Source organism: Streptomyces milbemycinicus (genome assembly GCF_002154605.1).
GTDB classification, from domain to species: Bacteria; Actinomycetota; Actinomycetes; order Streptomycetales; family Streptomycetaceae; genus Streptomyces; species Streptomyces milbemycinicus.
Window position 1 is genome coordinate 1 of the sequence record NZ_MUNE01000047.1, and the last position, 15,297, is coordinate 15,297.

15 protein-coding genes are annotated in these 15,297 nt (G+C 70.4%); 3 read left to right on the forward strand and 12 right to left on the reverse strand.

Going from position 1 to position 15,297, the window contains the following annotated elements; translation table 11 throughout:
* The 10 genes from CCN51_RS04400 to CCN51_RS04440 all read right to left on the reverse strand — a co-directional run.
* Positions 1–525: hypothetical protein (locus tag CCN51_RS04400; RefSeq protein WP_086859283.1), on the reverse strand; the 525-nt coding region annotated here is incomplete at its 3' end.
* 44 nt (positions 526–569) lie between these two features.
* Positions 570–1,268 carry a hypothetical protein gene (locus CCN51_RS04405; protein ID WP_014176787.1) on the reverse strand — a complete coding sequence of 233 codons (699 nt, stop codon included), beginning with the start codon at positions 1,266–1,268 and terminating at the stop codon, positions 570–572.
* Positions 1,269–1,276: 8 nt separating this feature from the next.
* Positions 1,277–1,426, reverse strand: coding sequence for a hypothetical protein (locus CCN51_RS55690; RefSeq protein ID WP_162097954.1), 150 nt, complete (start codon positions 1,424–1,426; stop codon positions 1,277–1,279).
* 315 nt (positions 1,427–1,741) lie between these two features.
* Positions 1,742–2,635, reverse strand: a complete 894-nt coding sequence (locus CCN51_RS04410; protein WP_014176789.1) for a DUF5936 domain-containing protein — start codon at positions 2,633–2,635, stop codon at positions 1,742–1,744.
* A gap of 22 nt (positions 2,636–2,657) precedes the next feature.
* Positions 2,658–3,596 carry a type II secretion system F family protein gene (locus tag CCN51_RS04415; protein ID WP_014176790.1) on the reverse strand — a complete coding sequence of 313 codons (939 nt, stop codon included), beginning with the start codon at positions 3,594–3,596 and terminating at the stop codon, positions 2,658–2,660.
* A gap of 6 nt (positions 3,597–3,602) precedes the next feature.
* Positions 3,603–4,961 carry a TadA family conjugal transfer-associated ATPase gene (locus tag CCN51_RS04420; protein ID WP_014176791.1) on the reverse strand — a complete coding sequence of 453 codons (1,359 nt, stop codon included), beginning with the start codon at positions 4,959–4,961 and terminating at the stop codon, positions 3,603–3,605.
* A gap of 112 nt (positions 4,962–5,073) precedes the next feature.
* The gene (locus CCN51_RS04425) at positions 5,074–5,508 is read right to left on the reverse strand and encodes a TadE/TadG family type IV pilus assembly protein (protein ID WP_014176792.1); all 435 of its coding nucleotides are present in this window, start codon (positions 5,506–5,508) and stop codon (positions 5,074–5,076) included.
* A 4-nt stretch (positions 5,509–5,512) separates the two neighbouring features.
* Entirely contained in the window at positions 5,513–7,303 is a 1,791-nt protein-coding gene (locus CCN51_RS04430) for a CpaE/TadZ family protein (protein ID WP_014176793.1), read from the reverse strand.
* A gap of 61 nt (positions 7,304–7,364) precedes the next feature.
* Positions 7,365–8,069 (reverse strand): Flp pilus assembly protein CpaB, encoded by a 705-nt coding sequence (cpaB, locus tag CCN51_RS04435; RefSeq protein WP_014176794.1) that lies wholly within the window; start codon positions 8,067–8,069, stop codon positions 7,365–7,367.
* A gap of 26 nt (positions 8,070–8,095) precedes the next feature.
* Positions 8,096–8,992 carry a hypothetical protein gene (locus CCN51_RS04440; protein WP_014176795.1) on the reverse strand — a complete coding sequence of 299 codons (897 nt, stop codon included), beginning with the start codon at positions 8,990–8,992 and terminating at the stop codon, positions 8,096–8,098.
* A 251-nt stretch (positions 8,993–9,243) separates the two neighbouring features.
* Between CCN51_RS04440 and CCN51_RS04445 the strand changes: the two genes are divergently transcribed.
* Positions 9,244–10,983: a chitinase gene (locus tag CCN51_RS04445; protein ID WP_405385160.1), complete on the forward strand. Its 1,740-nt coding sequence runs from the start codon at positions 9,244–9,246 to the stop codon at positions 10,981–10,983.
* Between the two features lie 245 nt (positions 10,984–11,228).
* The gene (locus tag CCN51_RS04450) at positions 11,229–11,615 is read left to right on the forward strand and encodes a hypothetical protein (protein ID WP_143675722.1); all 387 of its coding nucleotides are present in this window, start codon (positions 11,229–11,231) and stop codon (positions 11,613–11,615) included.
* Between the two features lie 77 nt (positions 11,616–11,692).
* On the opposite strand, the gene CCN51_RS04455 is transcribed toward CCN51_RS04450, so the two are convergent.
* Both CCN51_RS04455 and CCN51_RS04460 read right to left on the reverse strand, forming a co-directional pair.
* A complete protein-coding gene (locus tag CCN51_RS04455) occupies positions 11,693–12,538 on the reverse strand; it encodes an SDR family oxidoreductase (protein WP_043486906.1) in 846 nt (281 codons plus the stop codon).
* 131 nt (positions 12,539–12,669) lie between these two features.
* Positions 12,670–14,043: an FAD-dependent monooxygenase family protein gene (locus CCN51_RS04460; RefSeq protein ID WP_043486910.1), complete on the reverse strand. Its 1,374-nt coding sequence runs from the start codon at positions 14,041–14,043 to the stop codon at positions 12,670–12,672.
* A gap of 214 nt (positions 14,044–14,257) precedes the next feature.
* On the opposite strand from CCN51_RS04460, the gene CCN51_RS04465 reads away from it, so the two are divergent.
* Positions 14,258–15,271 (forward strand): chitinase, encoded by a 1,014-nt coding sequence (locus CCN51_RS04465; protein ID WP_043486912.1) that lies wholly within the window; start codon positions 14,258–14,260, stop codon positions 15,269–15,271.
* Positions 15,272–15,297: the final 26 nt, after the last annotated feature.

Below are 15,297 nucleotides of genomic sequence, written 5' to 3' on the forward strand. Positions count from 1 at the left end.
GGCCGGGAACTGGGCGAACAGCGGGCGGCTCTCGTCCGGCTTGATCCCCGAGAGCCCCGTCGTACACAGGCACTCCCCGTCGGTGTCCCGCAGCACCAGATAGCGCTTCTTGCCGGCCGAGTCGACGAGCGAAGCGCCCGACACGGACGACCGGGACTTCATCTCGGTCTCCTTGGAGCGCCAGTCCACCGCGTTGAAGAGCTGATCGCCGCGGTTGGTCACCGTCCCGTTCACGGTGACGAACCCGCCGTCGTCCCGGACCGCCGAGTGCACGGTGACCACGATCCCGTTCGGGCCCTTGATCTCGCCGATGGTCTTGGACGAGTCGGCCGCGGGCTCGCTGTCCTTGCCGTCGCCGTCGTCCCCGGCCCGGCTGTCCTTGGCGGCCGTGGACTTCTGGCCCGCGCCGTCGTCCGGCTTCTTGCCGTCGTCGCTGCCGCACCCGGCCACGGCGAGGGCCAGGGCCGCCGCGAGCGCCCCCACGGCGGCCCCCCTCCGGGCCTTCGTCGTGTGCCGAATGCTCATCGCTCGGTGTCCCTCACTCTTCGTTGATTCTTCGTATCCACTCGTCAGTCGGCGAGATGGACGGAGAACAGGTCCTTGGCGTCGGGGAAGAGATCGAGGTGCTCGGGGTCGATGGTGATGTCCTTGCCCTCGCAGACCAGATCGATGACGGGCTTCTCGTCCTTGCCGCCCTCATCCTTGCCGCCCTCATCCTTACCGTCACCGTCGTCGCCCTTACCGTCGTCGGTCGGGTCGGGCAGCGGAGCCGGCGCCTCGTACGTACAGCGCGGCTGGACAACCGCCTTGGCGCGCGCGGTCGCGTGCTTGGTCTCCGTACCGGGGATGACGGACTTGCCGACCGCCTTGCGGGTCTTGACCGTGACGGTGAACGAGATCGGCAGATAGCCCGGGACGCACCCTCCGTCGGTGACGTCCGCGTCGTTCTCGCCGGCGAACCACTGTGCCTGGTCGCACGGGTCGCGCAGCGGCTGGAAACCCCGGCCGGCCAGCAGGTCTTCCCAGGTCTGTTCGTCGGTGATCGCGTCCAGCAGGCCCTTGCGCAACTGGGCGCGGAAGTCCTCGGCCGCGCCGAGCGCCGCCGCGTCGGCCGCGGTCTGGCCGCCGTTGCGGGTGGCGCCCGCCTGGCCGACCGCGAAGAGGGCGAGCGCCAGGAAGAGCAGGCCCGCTACCGCCGTGATGTAGATCGGGAACGCCTGCCCCGCGTCACCGGCCAGGCGGGGGTGGCGAAAGCGGCGAGGGGTCACGGGGCCGGTCAGATGCCGACGACCTCGGAGATCTTGTCGGAGATGGCGTTTGCGATCATGCTGCCGAAGTCCGTCGTCGACAGGACGAGGACGATGGCGACCACCACGGCGATGATGCCCAGATACTCGATCGAGGTCTGCCCCCGGTCGTTCCGCATGACGCGCTTCCCCATTGTGTTCCCCTCCATGGGTGGCCGTACCGCTCCGGTCCGGCGACTCAACCCCCGTGGTGCCGCTCGCGACACGAGCAAAGTACGCCGAAACACCTGCCCGGGAACAGTGCCTACGGCACCATTGCATGCCCATTTCGAGGCGTTCGAACCGCGTCGTCATCTTCCGGCCGACGTTCAGATCGGCATTCCGGCTAGCGCGGCCCATCCGATTCACCCCCTCCCGGCCCCGAGGAGTCCTCCATGTCCAACTGTCCCATATCCGATTGCAATCGCGAAGACACTTCGTCGAATCCAGCCCGGTCAATCCCCGGTGATGGAACCGAAATCCGTGCCCGAGCCGATGAAGAAGCCCGCGATGAGCAGGATCATCGTGCCCGGAACCATAAAGGTCGTGACCACCATGGTCGCCTTGGGCACCGCACGGGCCGCGCGCCGCCGGGCGTTCTGCGCATCGGTGCGCCGCATATCGTTCGCAATGGCGATCAACGTCTCGACGATCGGCGCGCCGAGCTCCTCGCCCTGCTGCAGCGTGGTGACGAACTGAGCGACCTGCTCCGAGTCGTTCCGCTTCCGCAATTCCTCGAACGCCTGTCTGCGGCTCACCCCCATGTCCATTTGCCGAAGCGTGATGCGAAGTTCATCCGCCCAGGGTCCCTCGTACTTCTCCGCCACCCGGTCCAGTGCCTGACGGAAGCTCAACCCGGCGCTCACCACCACCGCCAGCACATCCAGAAAGTCCGGCAGCGTCCGCTCGATGGCGTGCCGGCGCTCCCGTACGGCCGCCCAGATGCCGACCTCGATCCAGAACAGCCCGAAAGCGACCAGCACCAGGGCGAGCAGCAGCTGCCCCTTCATCAGCATCACCAGCGCGCCGCCGAAGCCGAGGATGCCGTACACCGCGCGCCGCGCCGCATAGCGGTCGACCGTCAACCCGCCCGGGTTGCCCGCCAGATCGATCCGCCGCCGGACCTTGCCGACCCGCTTCTCGCCCATCATCCGCAGCACGAACGGGGCGTAGCGCATACCGAGCCGGTCCACGGCCGAGCCGACCACCGTCGTCCGCGTCGCCCCGACCTCCAGCGCCACCGCCAGGTCGCTGGGCAGCTTGGCCTCGCTGCGGTAGAGCGCTATGCCGTACGCGACGCCCGCCACCGACACCCCCGCCACCAGCGCCAGCAGCACACCGATCGCCATGTCCGCCGCCCCCTTCTCAGACTCAGACGTCGATCTTCGACATACGGCGGATCAGGAAGAAGCCGACCCCGTACAGCGCGAAGGCCACCACCACCGCGGCCTGGCCCCAGAAGGACGAGGTCATCCGGTCCAGGGAACCCGTCGCGATCCGGTTCATCAGCAGCAGCGTGCCGATGCCCATCAGCGGCACCACATACGCGGTGACCGTGACCTGGGACAGCTGGGTGCGGACTTCGCGCCTCGTCTCCTTGCGCTCCTCCAGCGTCTGGGTGAGATTGCGCAGCGAGCTGACGACGGTTCCGCCCGCGCGGTTGGACAGCACGAGCGTGGTGACCAGCACGACCAGCTCCCGGGACGGCAGGCGCTCGGCGAGCTCGCCCAGCGCGTCGTCGATCGAATGGCCGACCGCCAGCTTGTCGGCGACCTTCGCCAACTCCTCCCCCGCCGGGGCCTCCATCTCGTCGGCCGCCATGCCCAGCGCGGTACGCAGCGCCAGCCCCGCCTGCGTGGCGTTGGCCAGGATCCGTGACAGCTCGGGCAGTTGGCTGATGAACTTCTCGATCCGCTTCTGCCGCTGCCAGTTGAGGAACGCGAACGCGGACCAGACCGCGACCACGGCCGCGATCGGCCCGAAGAACGCCGCGAGCAGCGACGCCGCCACCGCCCACAGGCCGATCGCCGCGCCCGCCGTATAGACGAAGAATTCACCAGGGGTGATGTCAAGACCCGTCGAGGCCAGCCGCAGCTCCAGCTTCCGCCCGAGCCGGGTGGAGCGCAGCCGCCGGTCCACCCGTGCGAAGCGGCGCGGCCGGCCGGACAGCGGCAGCGACCCCGTATCGGAGAGCCGGTCGAACAGCGCCTGCTGGGCCTCCTTGCCCCGGGCGTACGTATGCACGCCCGCGACGCCCAGCGCACCGCACACCAGCGTCGCCCCGACCGTCACCACCGCCAGTTGGTCCATGCCCGGCTACCTCCGCTCACTCGGGCTGTACACGGCCCCGCGCACGCTCAGCTGCGCCGGGAACGCGGCCACACCGAACGCGGGCGGCACCGGCTCGCTCGCCAGCCGCAGCCGGTCCGCGACCCGCTCCGGCAGCGGGAAGTACGAGAACCGCCCGTGCACGATACGGTCCGCGCCCATCGGCTCGGCGTCGAACCGGCAGACGGTCGCGATCCGGTACTCCTCATGGCCATGGCTGTCGAGCAGCGCGACCTCGCTGATCCGCCGCGAGCCGTCGGCGTGCCGGACGAGCTGCACGATGCAGTCGACCGCGCTGTTGATCTGGTCCCGCAGCGCCTCGTACGGAATCGCCACATCCGACATCGAGGCGAGCGTCTGCAGCCGCATCAGCGCATCCTCCGCGCTGTTGGCGTGCACGGTCGCCAGCGAGCCGTCATGGCCGGTCGACATGGCCTGCAGCATGTCCAGGGTCTCCCCGCCGCGCACCTCGCCGACGATGATGCGGTCGGGGCGCATACGGAGCGAGTTGCGCACCAGGTCGCGGATGGTGATCAGGCCCTTGCCCTCGACGTTGGGCGGGCGGGACTCCAGGCGGATCACATGCGTCTGCTGCAGCTGAAGCTCCGCCGCGTCCTCCACGGTGATGATCCGCTCGCCCTCCGGGATCAGCCCGGAGAGCGAGTTGAGCAGCGTCGTCTTCCCGGACCCGGTGGGCCCCGACACCACGACGTTGAACTTCGCCCGCACCAGCGCGGCGAGCAGCAGCAGCGTCTGCTCGTCCAGCGTGCCCATGCCGATCAGCTCATGCAGGGTGTACGCGCGCGGGAAGCGGCGGATGGTGAGCGTGGCGCCGGTGAGCGCGAGCGGCGGGATGATCACGTTGACCCGCTCGCCTGACGGCAGCCGGGCGTCCACCATCGGATTCGACTCGTCCACCCGGCGGTTGACCGTCGAGACGATCCGCTCGATGGTCTGCATCAGCTGTTCCTCGGACGCGAAGCGCACGGGGACCAGCTCGACCCGGCCCGCGCGCTCCACGAAGATCTGGTCCGGGCCGTTGACCATGATCTCGGTGATGGAGGCGTCCTCCAGGAGCGGTTCGAGTACGCCGAGGCCCAGGGCCTCGTCCACGACCCGGCGGATCAGCTGCGACCGCTCGGCGGTGGACAGCACCGGGCCCTCACGGCTGATGATGTGCCCGAGGACGCGCTCAAGACGCGAACGCCGCTCGCCGGCGGCGAGCGAGGACATCTCCGCGAGGTCGATCTCCTCGAGCAGCTTGGCGCGGTAGACGGAGACGAGATGCCCGTCCTCCCGCCCCTCACCGGGCCCTTCGGGCGCGGTGATGCGTGCCCGCAGGCTCATCGGTGTCCTCCTTGTACTGGTATGCGGCTCCGCCGCGTGATGGGCTCCGTCCGCCGGGCCCAGGACGGGGGCCGGTCCCATGACGGGGTCCGGTCCCCTGACGGGCCGCCGGTCAGCCGTCGTCGCACGGCATCGTCGCGCTCCTCTTCGCGCTCCCGAAGTCCACGCCGGGAATCACCGACGGGATGTCCACCGTGGCGGTCGCCCGCGCCTGCCCGTCCCCGCACGGCGTGACGCCGACGTCCGTCCCCTCCGCCAGCCATCCGCTCATCGCCGCCAGCCCCGCGGCCGCCGGGCTGGTCTTCACCTCGTCGAGCGAGGCCGTACGCGCCGCCGCACGGGCCGCCGTGCCCGCCTGCTGCACCGCGTACGCGGCAAGCCCCAGCTGAACGGCGGCCAGCGCGACGAGGATCAGCACCGGCAGAAAGCCGAGGAACTCGATCGAGGCCGACCCCCGGTCGCGGCGCCGCGCGCGGCGCCGGTCGCGCGCGAAGCGCGCCGCGCGTGCCACCGCCCCGCGCCCCGTCACCACCTCACGGCCGGCCATGGCCTCACACCCCCTCCGCCTGCTCATCCACCGCACCCGCCGTCCCCGTCACCGGCCACGGGAAGTCCGCGGCCCCGGGGAAGAGCACCGGGACGTGGACCTTCACCGTGGCCTTCCAGACCCCGTCCGAGCCCTGGCCGCAGGTGATCTCCGCGCTCTCCTGCCACGCGCTCGGCAGGTCCTTCAGCGCCGCCTCCTGGCAGGCGCCCGCGTCGCCGCCGACCGCGGCGCCTGCTCGGGCGGCCTTGTCGGCGGAGTTGCCCGCCAGGGAGTACGTATAGCCGAGCAGCACGAACTGCCAGATGACGGCCAGTACCACCAGCACCAGCGGCAGCACGCCCAGGAATTCGACCGCGACCTGGCCGCGGTCGCCGCCCCGCTTGCGCTGAAAGCGCCTGGAGGGTGTGGAGGGGACCTCCCGCAGCGACTCCGGACCGGTGCCCGTACCGCCGTCGGCCGCGCCCGCGCCGCCCCCGGCGGCCGGGGCGTCGCCGCCCGCTCCTATGGCACGGCGCCGCCGCATGCCCGGGAGCGTGCGGTGGTCCGCCGGGCCGGGGTACGCCCCGCGAGGCGCGCGGCCGCCACCGGGTCCGCCCCCGCCGGGCCCCGCGCCGCCACCGGGCGGCTCGACCAGGGCCAGTTCCCCGGCCAGACCCCACAGGGCCTGTTTGACGGCCGACTTGGCGTCCAGGTCCTGCATCCGGCCCGAGTCGACGGCCGGCTGGAGCTCCTTGAAGCCGGCCGGGACGACCGTACGGGCCATCCGGGTGCCCGTCGCGCGCTCGATCAGCTGCGGCTGGATCTCCGCGCTGCGGGTGTGGCGGTTGACGATGGTGACCGTGTCCTCGGCCTTGCGGACCTGGAGCCGGTCCCAGAGCCGGACCATGCGCTTGGCGGCGCGCACCGCGACCACGTCCGGGGTCGTCACCAGCAGCGCGAGGTCGGCGATCTCGACGACGGCGGCGCCCGCCGAGGTCATCTGCGTACCGCAGTCGACGATCACCACCTCGAAGCGCGAGCGCAGCGCGCTGACGACCTGGCGGGCCGCGCGGTCGGAGACCTCCTCACCGCGTTCGCCCTCGCCCGGGGCGAGCAGCAGCCCGAGGCCGGTCTGGTGGGTGAACACCGCTTCCTGGAGCACGCGCGGCGTGATGTCGTTGATCTGGGCCAGGTCGGCGATCGACCGCCGGAACTGCACATCGAGGTAGGAGGCGATGTCGCCGGACTGCAGGTCCATGTCGACGAGTGCGACCCGCCGGCCCGCCGCCTGCGCGGCCAGCGCGAGCTGTACGGCGGTGACCGTCGTGCCGACCCCGCCCTTGGCGCCCGCGACGGCGACCAGCTTCCCGCCGGGCCCGGTGGCCAGCGCCTCGCCGCCGCCTCCGAGGTGGCGCCGTACGCCGGTGGCCCACTGGGCGGCGGCCTGGACGCGGGCGGCCAGCTCGTCGTACGACAGCGGCAGCCCGGCGATGCCGCGGGCGCCGGAGTCCATGGCGGCGGAGTAGAGCGCGGGCCCGGCGTCCGCGGTCACCAGCACCACGCCCACGGCCGGGAAGCGCAGCGCTATCTCGCGGATGAGTTCGAGCGCGGGGGCCGGGCCGATGCGCTCGTGGACCAGGACGACCTCGGGCAGGTCGTCCAGGGAGGCGGCGGCCAGCGCGGCGAGGGTGTCGAGCAGCCGGGTCGAGTCAACTACCGGCGGGGACGGTTCGGCGCCCGGCAGTTGGCCGAGCAGCCCGCTGAGCGTGCGGGCGGCGTCGGGGTCGCCGACGCCCGGAAGGATTCTGATCGTCACCGGGGCACCGCCTCACTCATGTTCCTGCGGCACGCCGCTGGTCGGGTCGTCGTGCCGCTTGTCATCTGTCGCCGTCGAGGGTGTAGGTGCGGTCGCGGGGGGAGACGGTGTCGTCGCCGCCGGGGGCGACGAGGGCGAGCCGTACGTGTGTGGCGAAGGATTCGGCGTACGCGACGCGCTGGGCGTCCCCGGTGTCCAGCGCGAAGGTGATGGGCACCGCCTTGTCGAGGCGCCGGGTGTCGTCCTGGTCCGGTTCGAGCGCGGTGAGCTTGCCGACGTCGATGACCTCGGCGCCCGCGACGATGATCTTGGAGACCGGATCGTCGCGCTGGCTCCGGCCCTCGAAGGTCGCGTAGATGTTGACCTTCGAACCGGGGTTGATCTTGCCGGCGACACCGGTGGCCGCGTCGATCATGATGGCGATCTCCTGCTGCCCCGGCTTGAGCGCCGGGCGCTCGACGATCATGTCGTCCTGGAGCAGCGACCCCTTGCGCAGCGGGGTGACGGCGATCTTGCCGCGTACGTCGGCGAGGTCGGTGACGGCCGTGGACGGCAGCCAGCGCTTGGGCATCGATATCTTCTCGAACTGGCCAGCATCCAGCGCCTGGTAGGCCGGGACGTTCGACTTGAGCTTGTACGCGGTGGTCTCGGGACCGACCTTCGACTCCACGTCGCGGATGACGGACAGCACTCCGGCGAACGCGCCGCCGGCGCACAGGACCGACAGGACCAGCAGGATGACTCCGCGGCGCTGGCGTGAATTCATGGACGCGTAAACCTCGTTCGGGGACGTTACCGGCTCAGCAGAGCGGGTCGCTGGGTCTGGGTCAGGGCAAGGATGTCATCGCCGCGCGGCACCGGGGCGGAACAGAACGCACAGCGGTCCCCGATGAGTTCGAAGCCGCACCAGTGGCACTCCTCTCTCCGCACGGACGACACCAGCTGGTAGAGGACGGAGAGGTCGGGGATGGCCGCGGCGAACTCGATCAGCTTGGGGGTGCCCCACCAGTGCGCCGACTCATGCGGCAGCGGCACCTCCTGGACGCCTTGCGCCCCCCATCCGGGGGCGAGTTTGACGTTGACCCAGTCGCCGCCCGCGTGGCCGTGGCCGTGGCTGTTGAGGTTGCCGCGGGCGACGGTGAGGTGGGTGGCGTACCCGGGTCCGGGCAGCGCGGCCTCGTTGCCCACCTTGACCAGCTGCGGGGTGGGGTGCGCGAGCACGGCGAACTGGGCGCCGGGCACCCAGGACTTGACGTGCGAGGTGAGGCTGACGGGCACCCGGTCCAGCTTGGCGACGGAGCCGAGCAGCGCGCCCGCGTGGACGTAGTGCGTCAGCAGGCGCGCGGCGCAGGCGAGCACGCCGGGGCTGAAGTCGCACACCGACAGCTGACGCAGCTGACGGGCGAGCACGGCGACGGCCAGCGGGGGCAGTTCGAGGGGCAGCAGCGCGATGCGGTCGCTCTCCAGGACCGACCGTACGGTGTGCAGCCGGCGGACGAAGGGCGCGGGGGTGGCCGCGGGGTAGAGCACGATGAGATAGCCCTGTTGGTCGAGCAGGGCGGCGGTTTCGGCCAGCGCGTCGTCCAGCGGCTCGGCGTCGGGCGGCATCAGCACGACGGCCGACGGGGTCTGGCCGTCGGGCGGCGGAAGCACCAGCTCACGGCTGGTGACTGCTATCGCGGTGGGCACGTCGGCTACCCCGTCTCACGTCGGCGCCGGGGAGAGCGGCGGCCGCAGGTCGTTGCTGCTGTCCTGGTGCATCAGCACTTTATCCACGAAAGCCGCGTGAGAGAACAGTTCCCCTGGGTTACGGGCTCATGCCGATCCCCTTGACAACCTCATTGGTCTGGACCATTTTGAAACGGTCGTGCGGTGGCCACCGTCCTCAAAGCTCCTCCTTTCAACTCTCCCCCATGGAGGCAGTCGTGGACCGTGCTGCGATACCCGCCGAGAGACCTGGCAGACCCAAGAGACGCCAGAGACGCGGCAGCCGACGACTCACCCGCTTCCTCTCCGCTGCCGCCGCGGCCGTGCTCGCGGCGGGCGCGTTGGTCGCCCTCGGTGGCGGCACCGCCGGAGCGGCGGACGCCAACCTCGTACAGAACTCCGGCTTCGAGTCCGGTCTGAGCGGCTGGACCTGCTCCTCCGCCTCCGGGACCACGGTCACCAGCCCGACGCACGGCGGCGCTTCGGCGCTCAAGGCGACCCCGGCCGGTCTTGACAACGCCCAGTGCACGCAGACGGTGAGCGTCAAGCCCGACTCCTCGTACACGCTCAGCGCCTGGGTGCAGGGCAGTTACGTCTACCTCGGCGCGAGCGGCACCGGCACGACGGACGTATCGACCTGGACCCCGTCCGCCTCCGGCTGGCAGCAGCTGACCACCACCTTCAAGACCGGCCCGAGCACCACCTCGGTCACCGTCTACACCCACGGCTGGTACGGACAGCCCGCCTACTACGCCGACGACATCAACCTCACCGGCCCCGGCGGCTCCGACCCCGGAGACCCCGGCGACCCCGTCCCGACCGCCCCGACCGGTCTGAAGACGGGCGTGGTCACCTCCTCGTCCATCGCCCTGTCCTGGTCCACGGTCAGCGGCGCCACCGGCTACAACGTCTACCGCGACGGCACCAAGGTGCAGGCGGTCAGCGGCACCTCGGCCACCGTGACCGGGCTCGCCGCCGCCACCTCGTACCAGTTCCAGGTCACCGCGGTCAACGCGGCGGGCGAGTCACCCAAGTCCGCGGCCGTCACCGGCACCACCTCGACCGGCAGCGGCGGCGGAGGCGGCACCGTCCCCAAGCACGCGGTCACCGGCTACTGGCAGAACTTCAACAACGGCGCGACCGTCCAGAAGATCAGCGACGTCCAGAGCCAGTACGACATCATCGCCGTCGCCTTCGCCGACGCGACCGGCACGCCCGGCGCGGTCACCTTCAACCTCGACTCGGCGGGGCTCGGCGGCTATACGGTCGACCAGTTCAAGGCCGACATCAAGGCCAAGCAGGCGGCCGGCAAGTCCGTCATCATCTCCATCGGCGGCCAGAACGGCACGGTCTCCATCAACGACTCGGCCTCCGCGAACAACTTCGCCAACTCCGTCTACTCGCTGATGCAGCAGTACGGCTTCGACGGCGTCGACATCGACCTCGAGAACGGCCTCAACGCCACCTATATGACGCAGGCGCTGCGGTCCCTGTCGGCAAAGGCCGGGTCGAAGCTCGTGATCACCATGGCTCCGCAGACGATCGACATGCAGTCCACGTCGAACGCCTACTTCCAGACGGCGCTGAACATCAAGGACATCCTCACCGTCGTCAATATGCAGTACTACAACAGCGGCTCCATGCTGGGCTGCGACGGCAAGGTCTACTCCCAGGGCTCCGTCGACTTCCTCACCGCCCTGGCCTGCATCCAGCTGGAAGGCGGCCTGTCCCCCTCCCAGGTCGGCCTCGGTCTGCCCGCCTCGACGCGCGGCGCGGGCAGCGGCTACGTCTCCCCGACGATCGTGAACAACGCCCTGGACTGCCTGGCCCGGGGCACGGGCTGCGGTTCGTTCAAGCCCGCGAAGACCTACCCGGGCCTGCGCGGCGCGATGACCTGGTCGACCAACTGGGACGCGCTGGCGGGCAACGCCTGGTCCAACGCGGTCGGGCCGAAGGTCCACGGCCTGCCGTAGACCACTTCGTCCGAGCCCTTCGGGGGATGCTGCCGAGCGACCTCCCCCGAAGGGCCGGGAGGCGCGATTCCAGGACAACAGCGCTTCGTTAGCGGCACGTTAATGGCACGGCAGCGGTGGCCCGCAGGATGAGAAGCACACCAGGAGAGACACCTCCCCGGGTCTCTTCCCCCGACTCACTCGACTGACGAAGAAGGTCTCTCATCATGCGTGCCCACCGCTCCCGCGTTCGTACCTTCGCCGCCATGAGCCTGCTGGTGACCGGGGCCCTGTTCGCCACCGCCTGCCAGCCGTCCGACGCCGACGCTTCGAAGCCCGGCAGCTCGTCCTCCACCCCGTCCGCGTCGCCCTCGTCCGGCGGCGACGAGGGCCCCGAGGAGAGCAGGTCCGCCAACGGCACCTTCTCCGGCGAACTCCGCTACCTCGCCACCGGCAAGCACACCGTCGGGAACCAGGGGTTCTTCGTCGCCGACGACACCAAGATCACCGGCGCCGGCCGTATCTGCGACGCCAACACAGCCTGCACCCCCGACCAGCTCGACACCGTACTGAAGAACGACAACGGCATCATGGCCACGGTCGTCATCAAGGACGGCATCGCCACCAGCATCGACGAGCACTCGGCCGACTAGTGGCGGATTGATCCCCGCTGCCGGCCGCCGCGTTCAGGGGGAGGACCGAGAGCCCTCCCCCGAACGGCGCCGCACCGTCAGCGGAAGGCGACAGCGTTCTCCGCGGCCCACTGCCGGAACGGCCTGGCCGGCCGACCGGTGACCCGCTCAACTGTGTCGCGCACCGCGAGCAGTTCATCGTTTACGTCCCCGCCCATCAGGTCCAGCACCGCACTCGCGGCCTCCTCCCCCAGGAAGGCCGCCATGTCACGTTGGGCCTCCTCGCGCCCGATCTCGGCGACCGGCACCTCCCGCCCCAGAGCCGCCGCGATGGCCTCGATCTGCTGCCGAGCCGTGACCCGCTCCGGCCCGGTCAGCGCGTACGTCCGGCCGCGGTGCCCCGGCTCGGTGAGCGCCACCCGGGCCACGACCGCGATATCCGCGGGGTGGACGGCGGGGAGCCCGACGTCCGCGTACGGCAGGCGGACCGGCTCGCGCGTGCGGATGGCGTCCGCCCACCACAGCGCGTTCGAGGCGAACTGCGTGGGCCGCAGGATCGTCCAGGACATACCGCTGCCGCTGCCGCTGTCCTTCAGCAACCGCTCGACGGCAAGGTTCTCCTCGGCGGGGCCCAGGTGGGGATGGGTCTGGACGGTGATGGACGATACGAGGACCACATGCTCCACCCCTGCCCGCCGGGCGAGGCCGAGGATGTCGGCGTCCGGGCCCATGCGCGACGGGAGGAACAGCGCACGCACCCCGTCCAGCGCGGGCTTCAGCGTGGCGACCCGGCCGAAATCACCCTCCACCGCTTCGACTCCGGCCGGGAATCCGGCCCGTGCGGTGTCCCGGGTGAGACCTCGCAGTGGCCCGGCACCGCTCGCCCGCAACTCCGTCAACAGGGCATTTCCTATGTTTCCGGTGGCTCCCGTCACGAGGATCACGACACACTCTCCTGTCACCAGACAATGATCAATCCGGCGTGAACGCTAAAATCTCAACCAAACTTCAGGTCAAGCGACAAGGCAGCTGGTGAAGCCGTCGTCGATGGGCGATGCGTCCACGGGGGAGGCGTTCAGCTTGGGATGAGCGCATCCCACTGGTCACGGGTCGGGCCGTCATGTCGTGGCGTGAAGTCCGGGTGGGCGGCCAGCCAGGCGGTGACGCGCCCGTGCACTTCCTCGCTGCCATAGGCGTCGTCGGCTGTGCGCAGGAGATGGCGTACCTGGGCTCTGGCCCGCATGACGACGGGATCGTCGAAGGCGCAGGCGGCCAGAGCGGCGGCCCGCACATCGGTGGGCGGCGAGCCGTCGGCGAGGCGTCGCTCGTTCGCACGGTCAGCCGTCACCTGCGCGTCGAACCACGTGCGAAGGGCCTGGGTGGTCCAGGCGTGGTAGCCGGTGGGGTCCGCGACGACCTCGTCGGCATGGGTGGCGAGCTGCTGGGCGGCACGCAGGCCGAGTGCCACACCCTGGCCCAAAGTGGGGTTTGTGTGAACGAGGCTGTCGCCGACGTTGACCAGGCCGGTCACGATGGGTCCGGCCTCGTCGGCGAGGGCGGTCGAGCGGTTGTCGAGGCCTGCCATCGCCAAGACGGCGGACTGCGGTTCGGGGTCCAGGTCGAGCCAGGCGGCGGTGGCGGGGAAGCGATGAGCGGCGGCCTCGAACACCGCGGGATCGATGAGCGCGGCGCGGGTCGGATCACCGGTGGAGAGCACCAGGTTCACCGCGAAGGTGTCGTTGTCGGAAGGGAAGACGCCTGCGAGTGCGAACGGTGCGGCTGAGCCGGTCTTCACCCGTCCAGGGTCACGTGGGCCGCCGGCCCGCAGACGGTACCAGCGGCACAGGTAAGCAATCCCGGTGCGGTGGCTGTCGATCACAGGCGGACGGCAGCCGGACGCGGTGAGCCAGGCGGGCACCGGTGAACGACGGCCGGACGCATCGACGACGAGGTCCGCCCGATGTGTGGTCGTGCCCACCCGCACGCCCGTGACCCGGGGAGGGCGCCCGTCCCGGATGGTGAGTGCGCTCACCCGGCAGCCCCGTCGCACCTCGACGGTGGGTTCACGCTGCACGGCGGCGGTCAGGGCGGCCTCCAGCACGATGCGGCGGGTGCGCACGGTCACCAGGTCCTCATCGCCGGCCCGGTGCGATGGGTGCTCACGGAACCAGTCGTACTCGTGGTACTCGCGGGCGCCCCGTGCCAGCAGGTCCGCGTAGACATCGGGGGTCTCGGTGCGCAACACGGTGCGGACGGGCGCGAGCAGCGAATGGGGCTGGACGGCCTGCGGGACCCGGGGACGGCACCAGTCAAAGAAGTCTCGGTCCAGGTCCTCGCCGGCCTGCCGCGCTTCCTGCTCGAACAATGTGACCGCGTGACCCCGTCGGCCAAGCATGAGCACGGTCCCCAGCCCGCTGATGCCGCCGCCTATCACCGCAACCCGCGCCACCGAGCTTCCCTTCGCGTCGTGTTGCGGGGTGAGCCTACCGCCTGGCCGTTTTCCCCCTGAGCCCGGAGGGCTTACGAGCGAGCGACGGCGATACCCGCCTGTCAGGGACTTGACAGGGGCATTGGTCTGGACCACGGTGGATCACATGCCTCAGGGGCCCCTGAACGCGTAGCCGCACGACTCCCCCCACATCCCCCCACGCTCGGAGGCACCCGTGGCACGCGCACATTCACGTACGTTCCCCCGGAGACTGCTCGGCGGCATAGCCGTGGCGGCCCTCGCCGCCGGCGGGCTGATGGCCGCCAACACCGCGGGCGCGGCCGAGGAACCCGTCGGCACCGCGGCCGTCCCCAAGCACGCGGTCACCGGCTACTGGCAGAACTTCAACAACGGCGCGACCGTGCAGAAGCTCTCCGACGTCCAGGACGACTACGACATCATCGCCGTCGCCTTCGCCGACGCCACCTCCACACCCGGGGCCGTCACCTTCAACCTCGACTCGGCCGGCCTCGGCGGCTACACCGTCGACCAGTTCAAGGCCGACATCAAGGCCAAGCAGGCCGCGGGCAAGTCCGTCATCATCTCCATCGGCGGCCAGAACGGCACCGTCTCGATCAGCGACGACGCGTCCGCCGACGCCTTCGCCTCCTCCGTCGGCAAGCTCATCGACGAATACGGCTTCGACGGCGTCGACATCGACCTGGAGAACGGGCTCAACGCCACCTATATGACCAAGGCGCTCAAGGCGATCCACGACAAGAAGAGCGATGTCGTGGTGACGATGGCGCCGCAGACCATCGATATGCAGTCGCCGCAGAACGAGTACTTCAAGACCGCGCTGGGGATCAAGGACTTCCTGACGGTGGTCAATATGCAGTACTACAACAGCGGCTCCATGCTGGGCTGCGACGGGAAGGTCTACTCCCAGGGCTCGGTCGACTTCCTCACCGCCCTCGCCTGTATCCAGCTGGAGAACGGCCTCGACCCGTCCCAGGTCGGCATCGGCGTCCCGGCCTCCACGCGCGGCGCGGGCTCCGGGTATGTGGAGCCGGGGATCGTCAACGCCGCCCTGGACTGCCTCACCAAGGGCTCCGGCTGCGGCTCGTTCAAGCCCTCGAAGACCTACCCGGGGCTGCGCGGCGCGATGACCTGGTCGACCAACTGGGACGCGGCGAACGGCAGCGCCTGGTCGAAGGCGGTCGGACCGCACGTCCACGGTCTGTCGTAGGGCCCGCCCGTTCGAGGGGGACCGAA

Excerpts from the sequence above, each read along its gene's own strand:
- CCN51_RS04420 (WP_014176791.1), bottom strand. The coding sequence starts at position 4,961 with ATGAGCCTGCGGGCACGCATCACCGCGCCCGAAGGGCCCGGTGAGGGG.
- cpaB (WP_014176794.1), bottom strand. The coding sequence starts at position 8,069 with ATGAATTCACGCCAGCGCCGCGGAGTCATCCTGCTGGTCCTGTCGGTC.
- CCN51_RS04415 (WP_014176790.1), bottom strand. The coding sequence starts at position 3,596 with ATGGACCAACTGGCGGTGGTGACGGTCGGGGCGACGCTGGTGTGCGGT.
- CCN51_RS04425 (WP_014176792.1), bottom strand. The coding sequence starts at position 5,508 with ATGGCCGGCCGTGAGGTGGTGACGGGGCGCGGGGCGGTGGCACGCGCG.
- CCN51_RS04410 (WP_014176789.1), bottom strand. The coding sequence starts at position 2,635 with ATGGCGATCGGTGTGCTGCTGGCGCTGGTGGCGGGGGTGTCGGTGGCG.
- CCN51_RS55690 (WP_162097954.1), bottom strand. The coding sequence starts at position 1,426 with ATGCGGAACGACCGGGGGCAGACCTCGATCGAGTATCTGGGCATCATC.
- CCN51_RS04450 (WP_143675722.1), top strand. The coding sequence starts at position 11,229 with ATGAGCCTGCTGGTGACCGGGGCCCTGTTCGCCACCGCCTGCCAGCCG.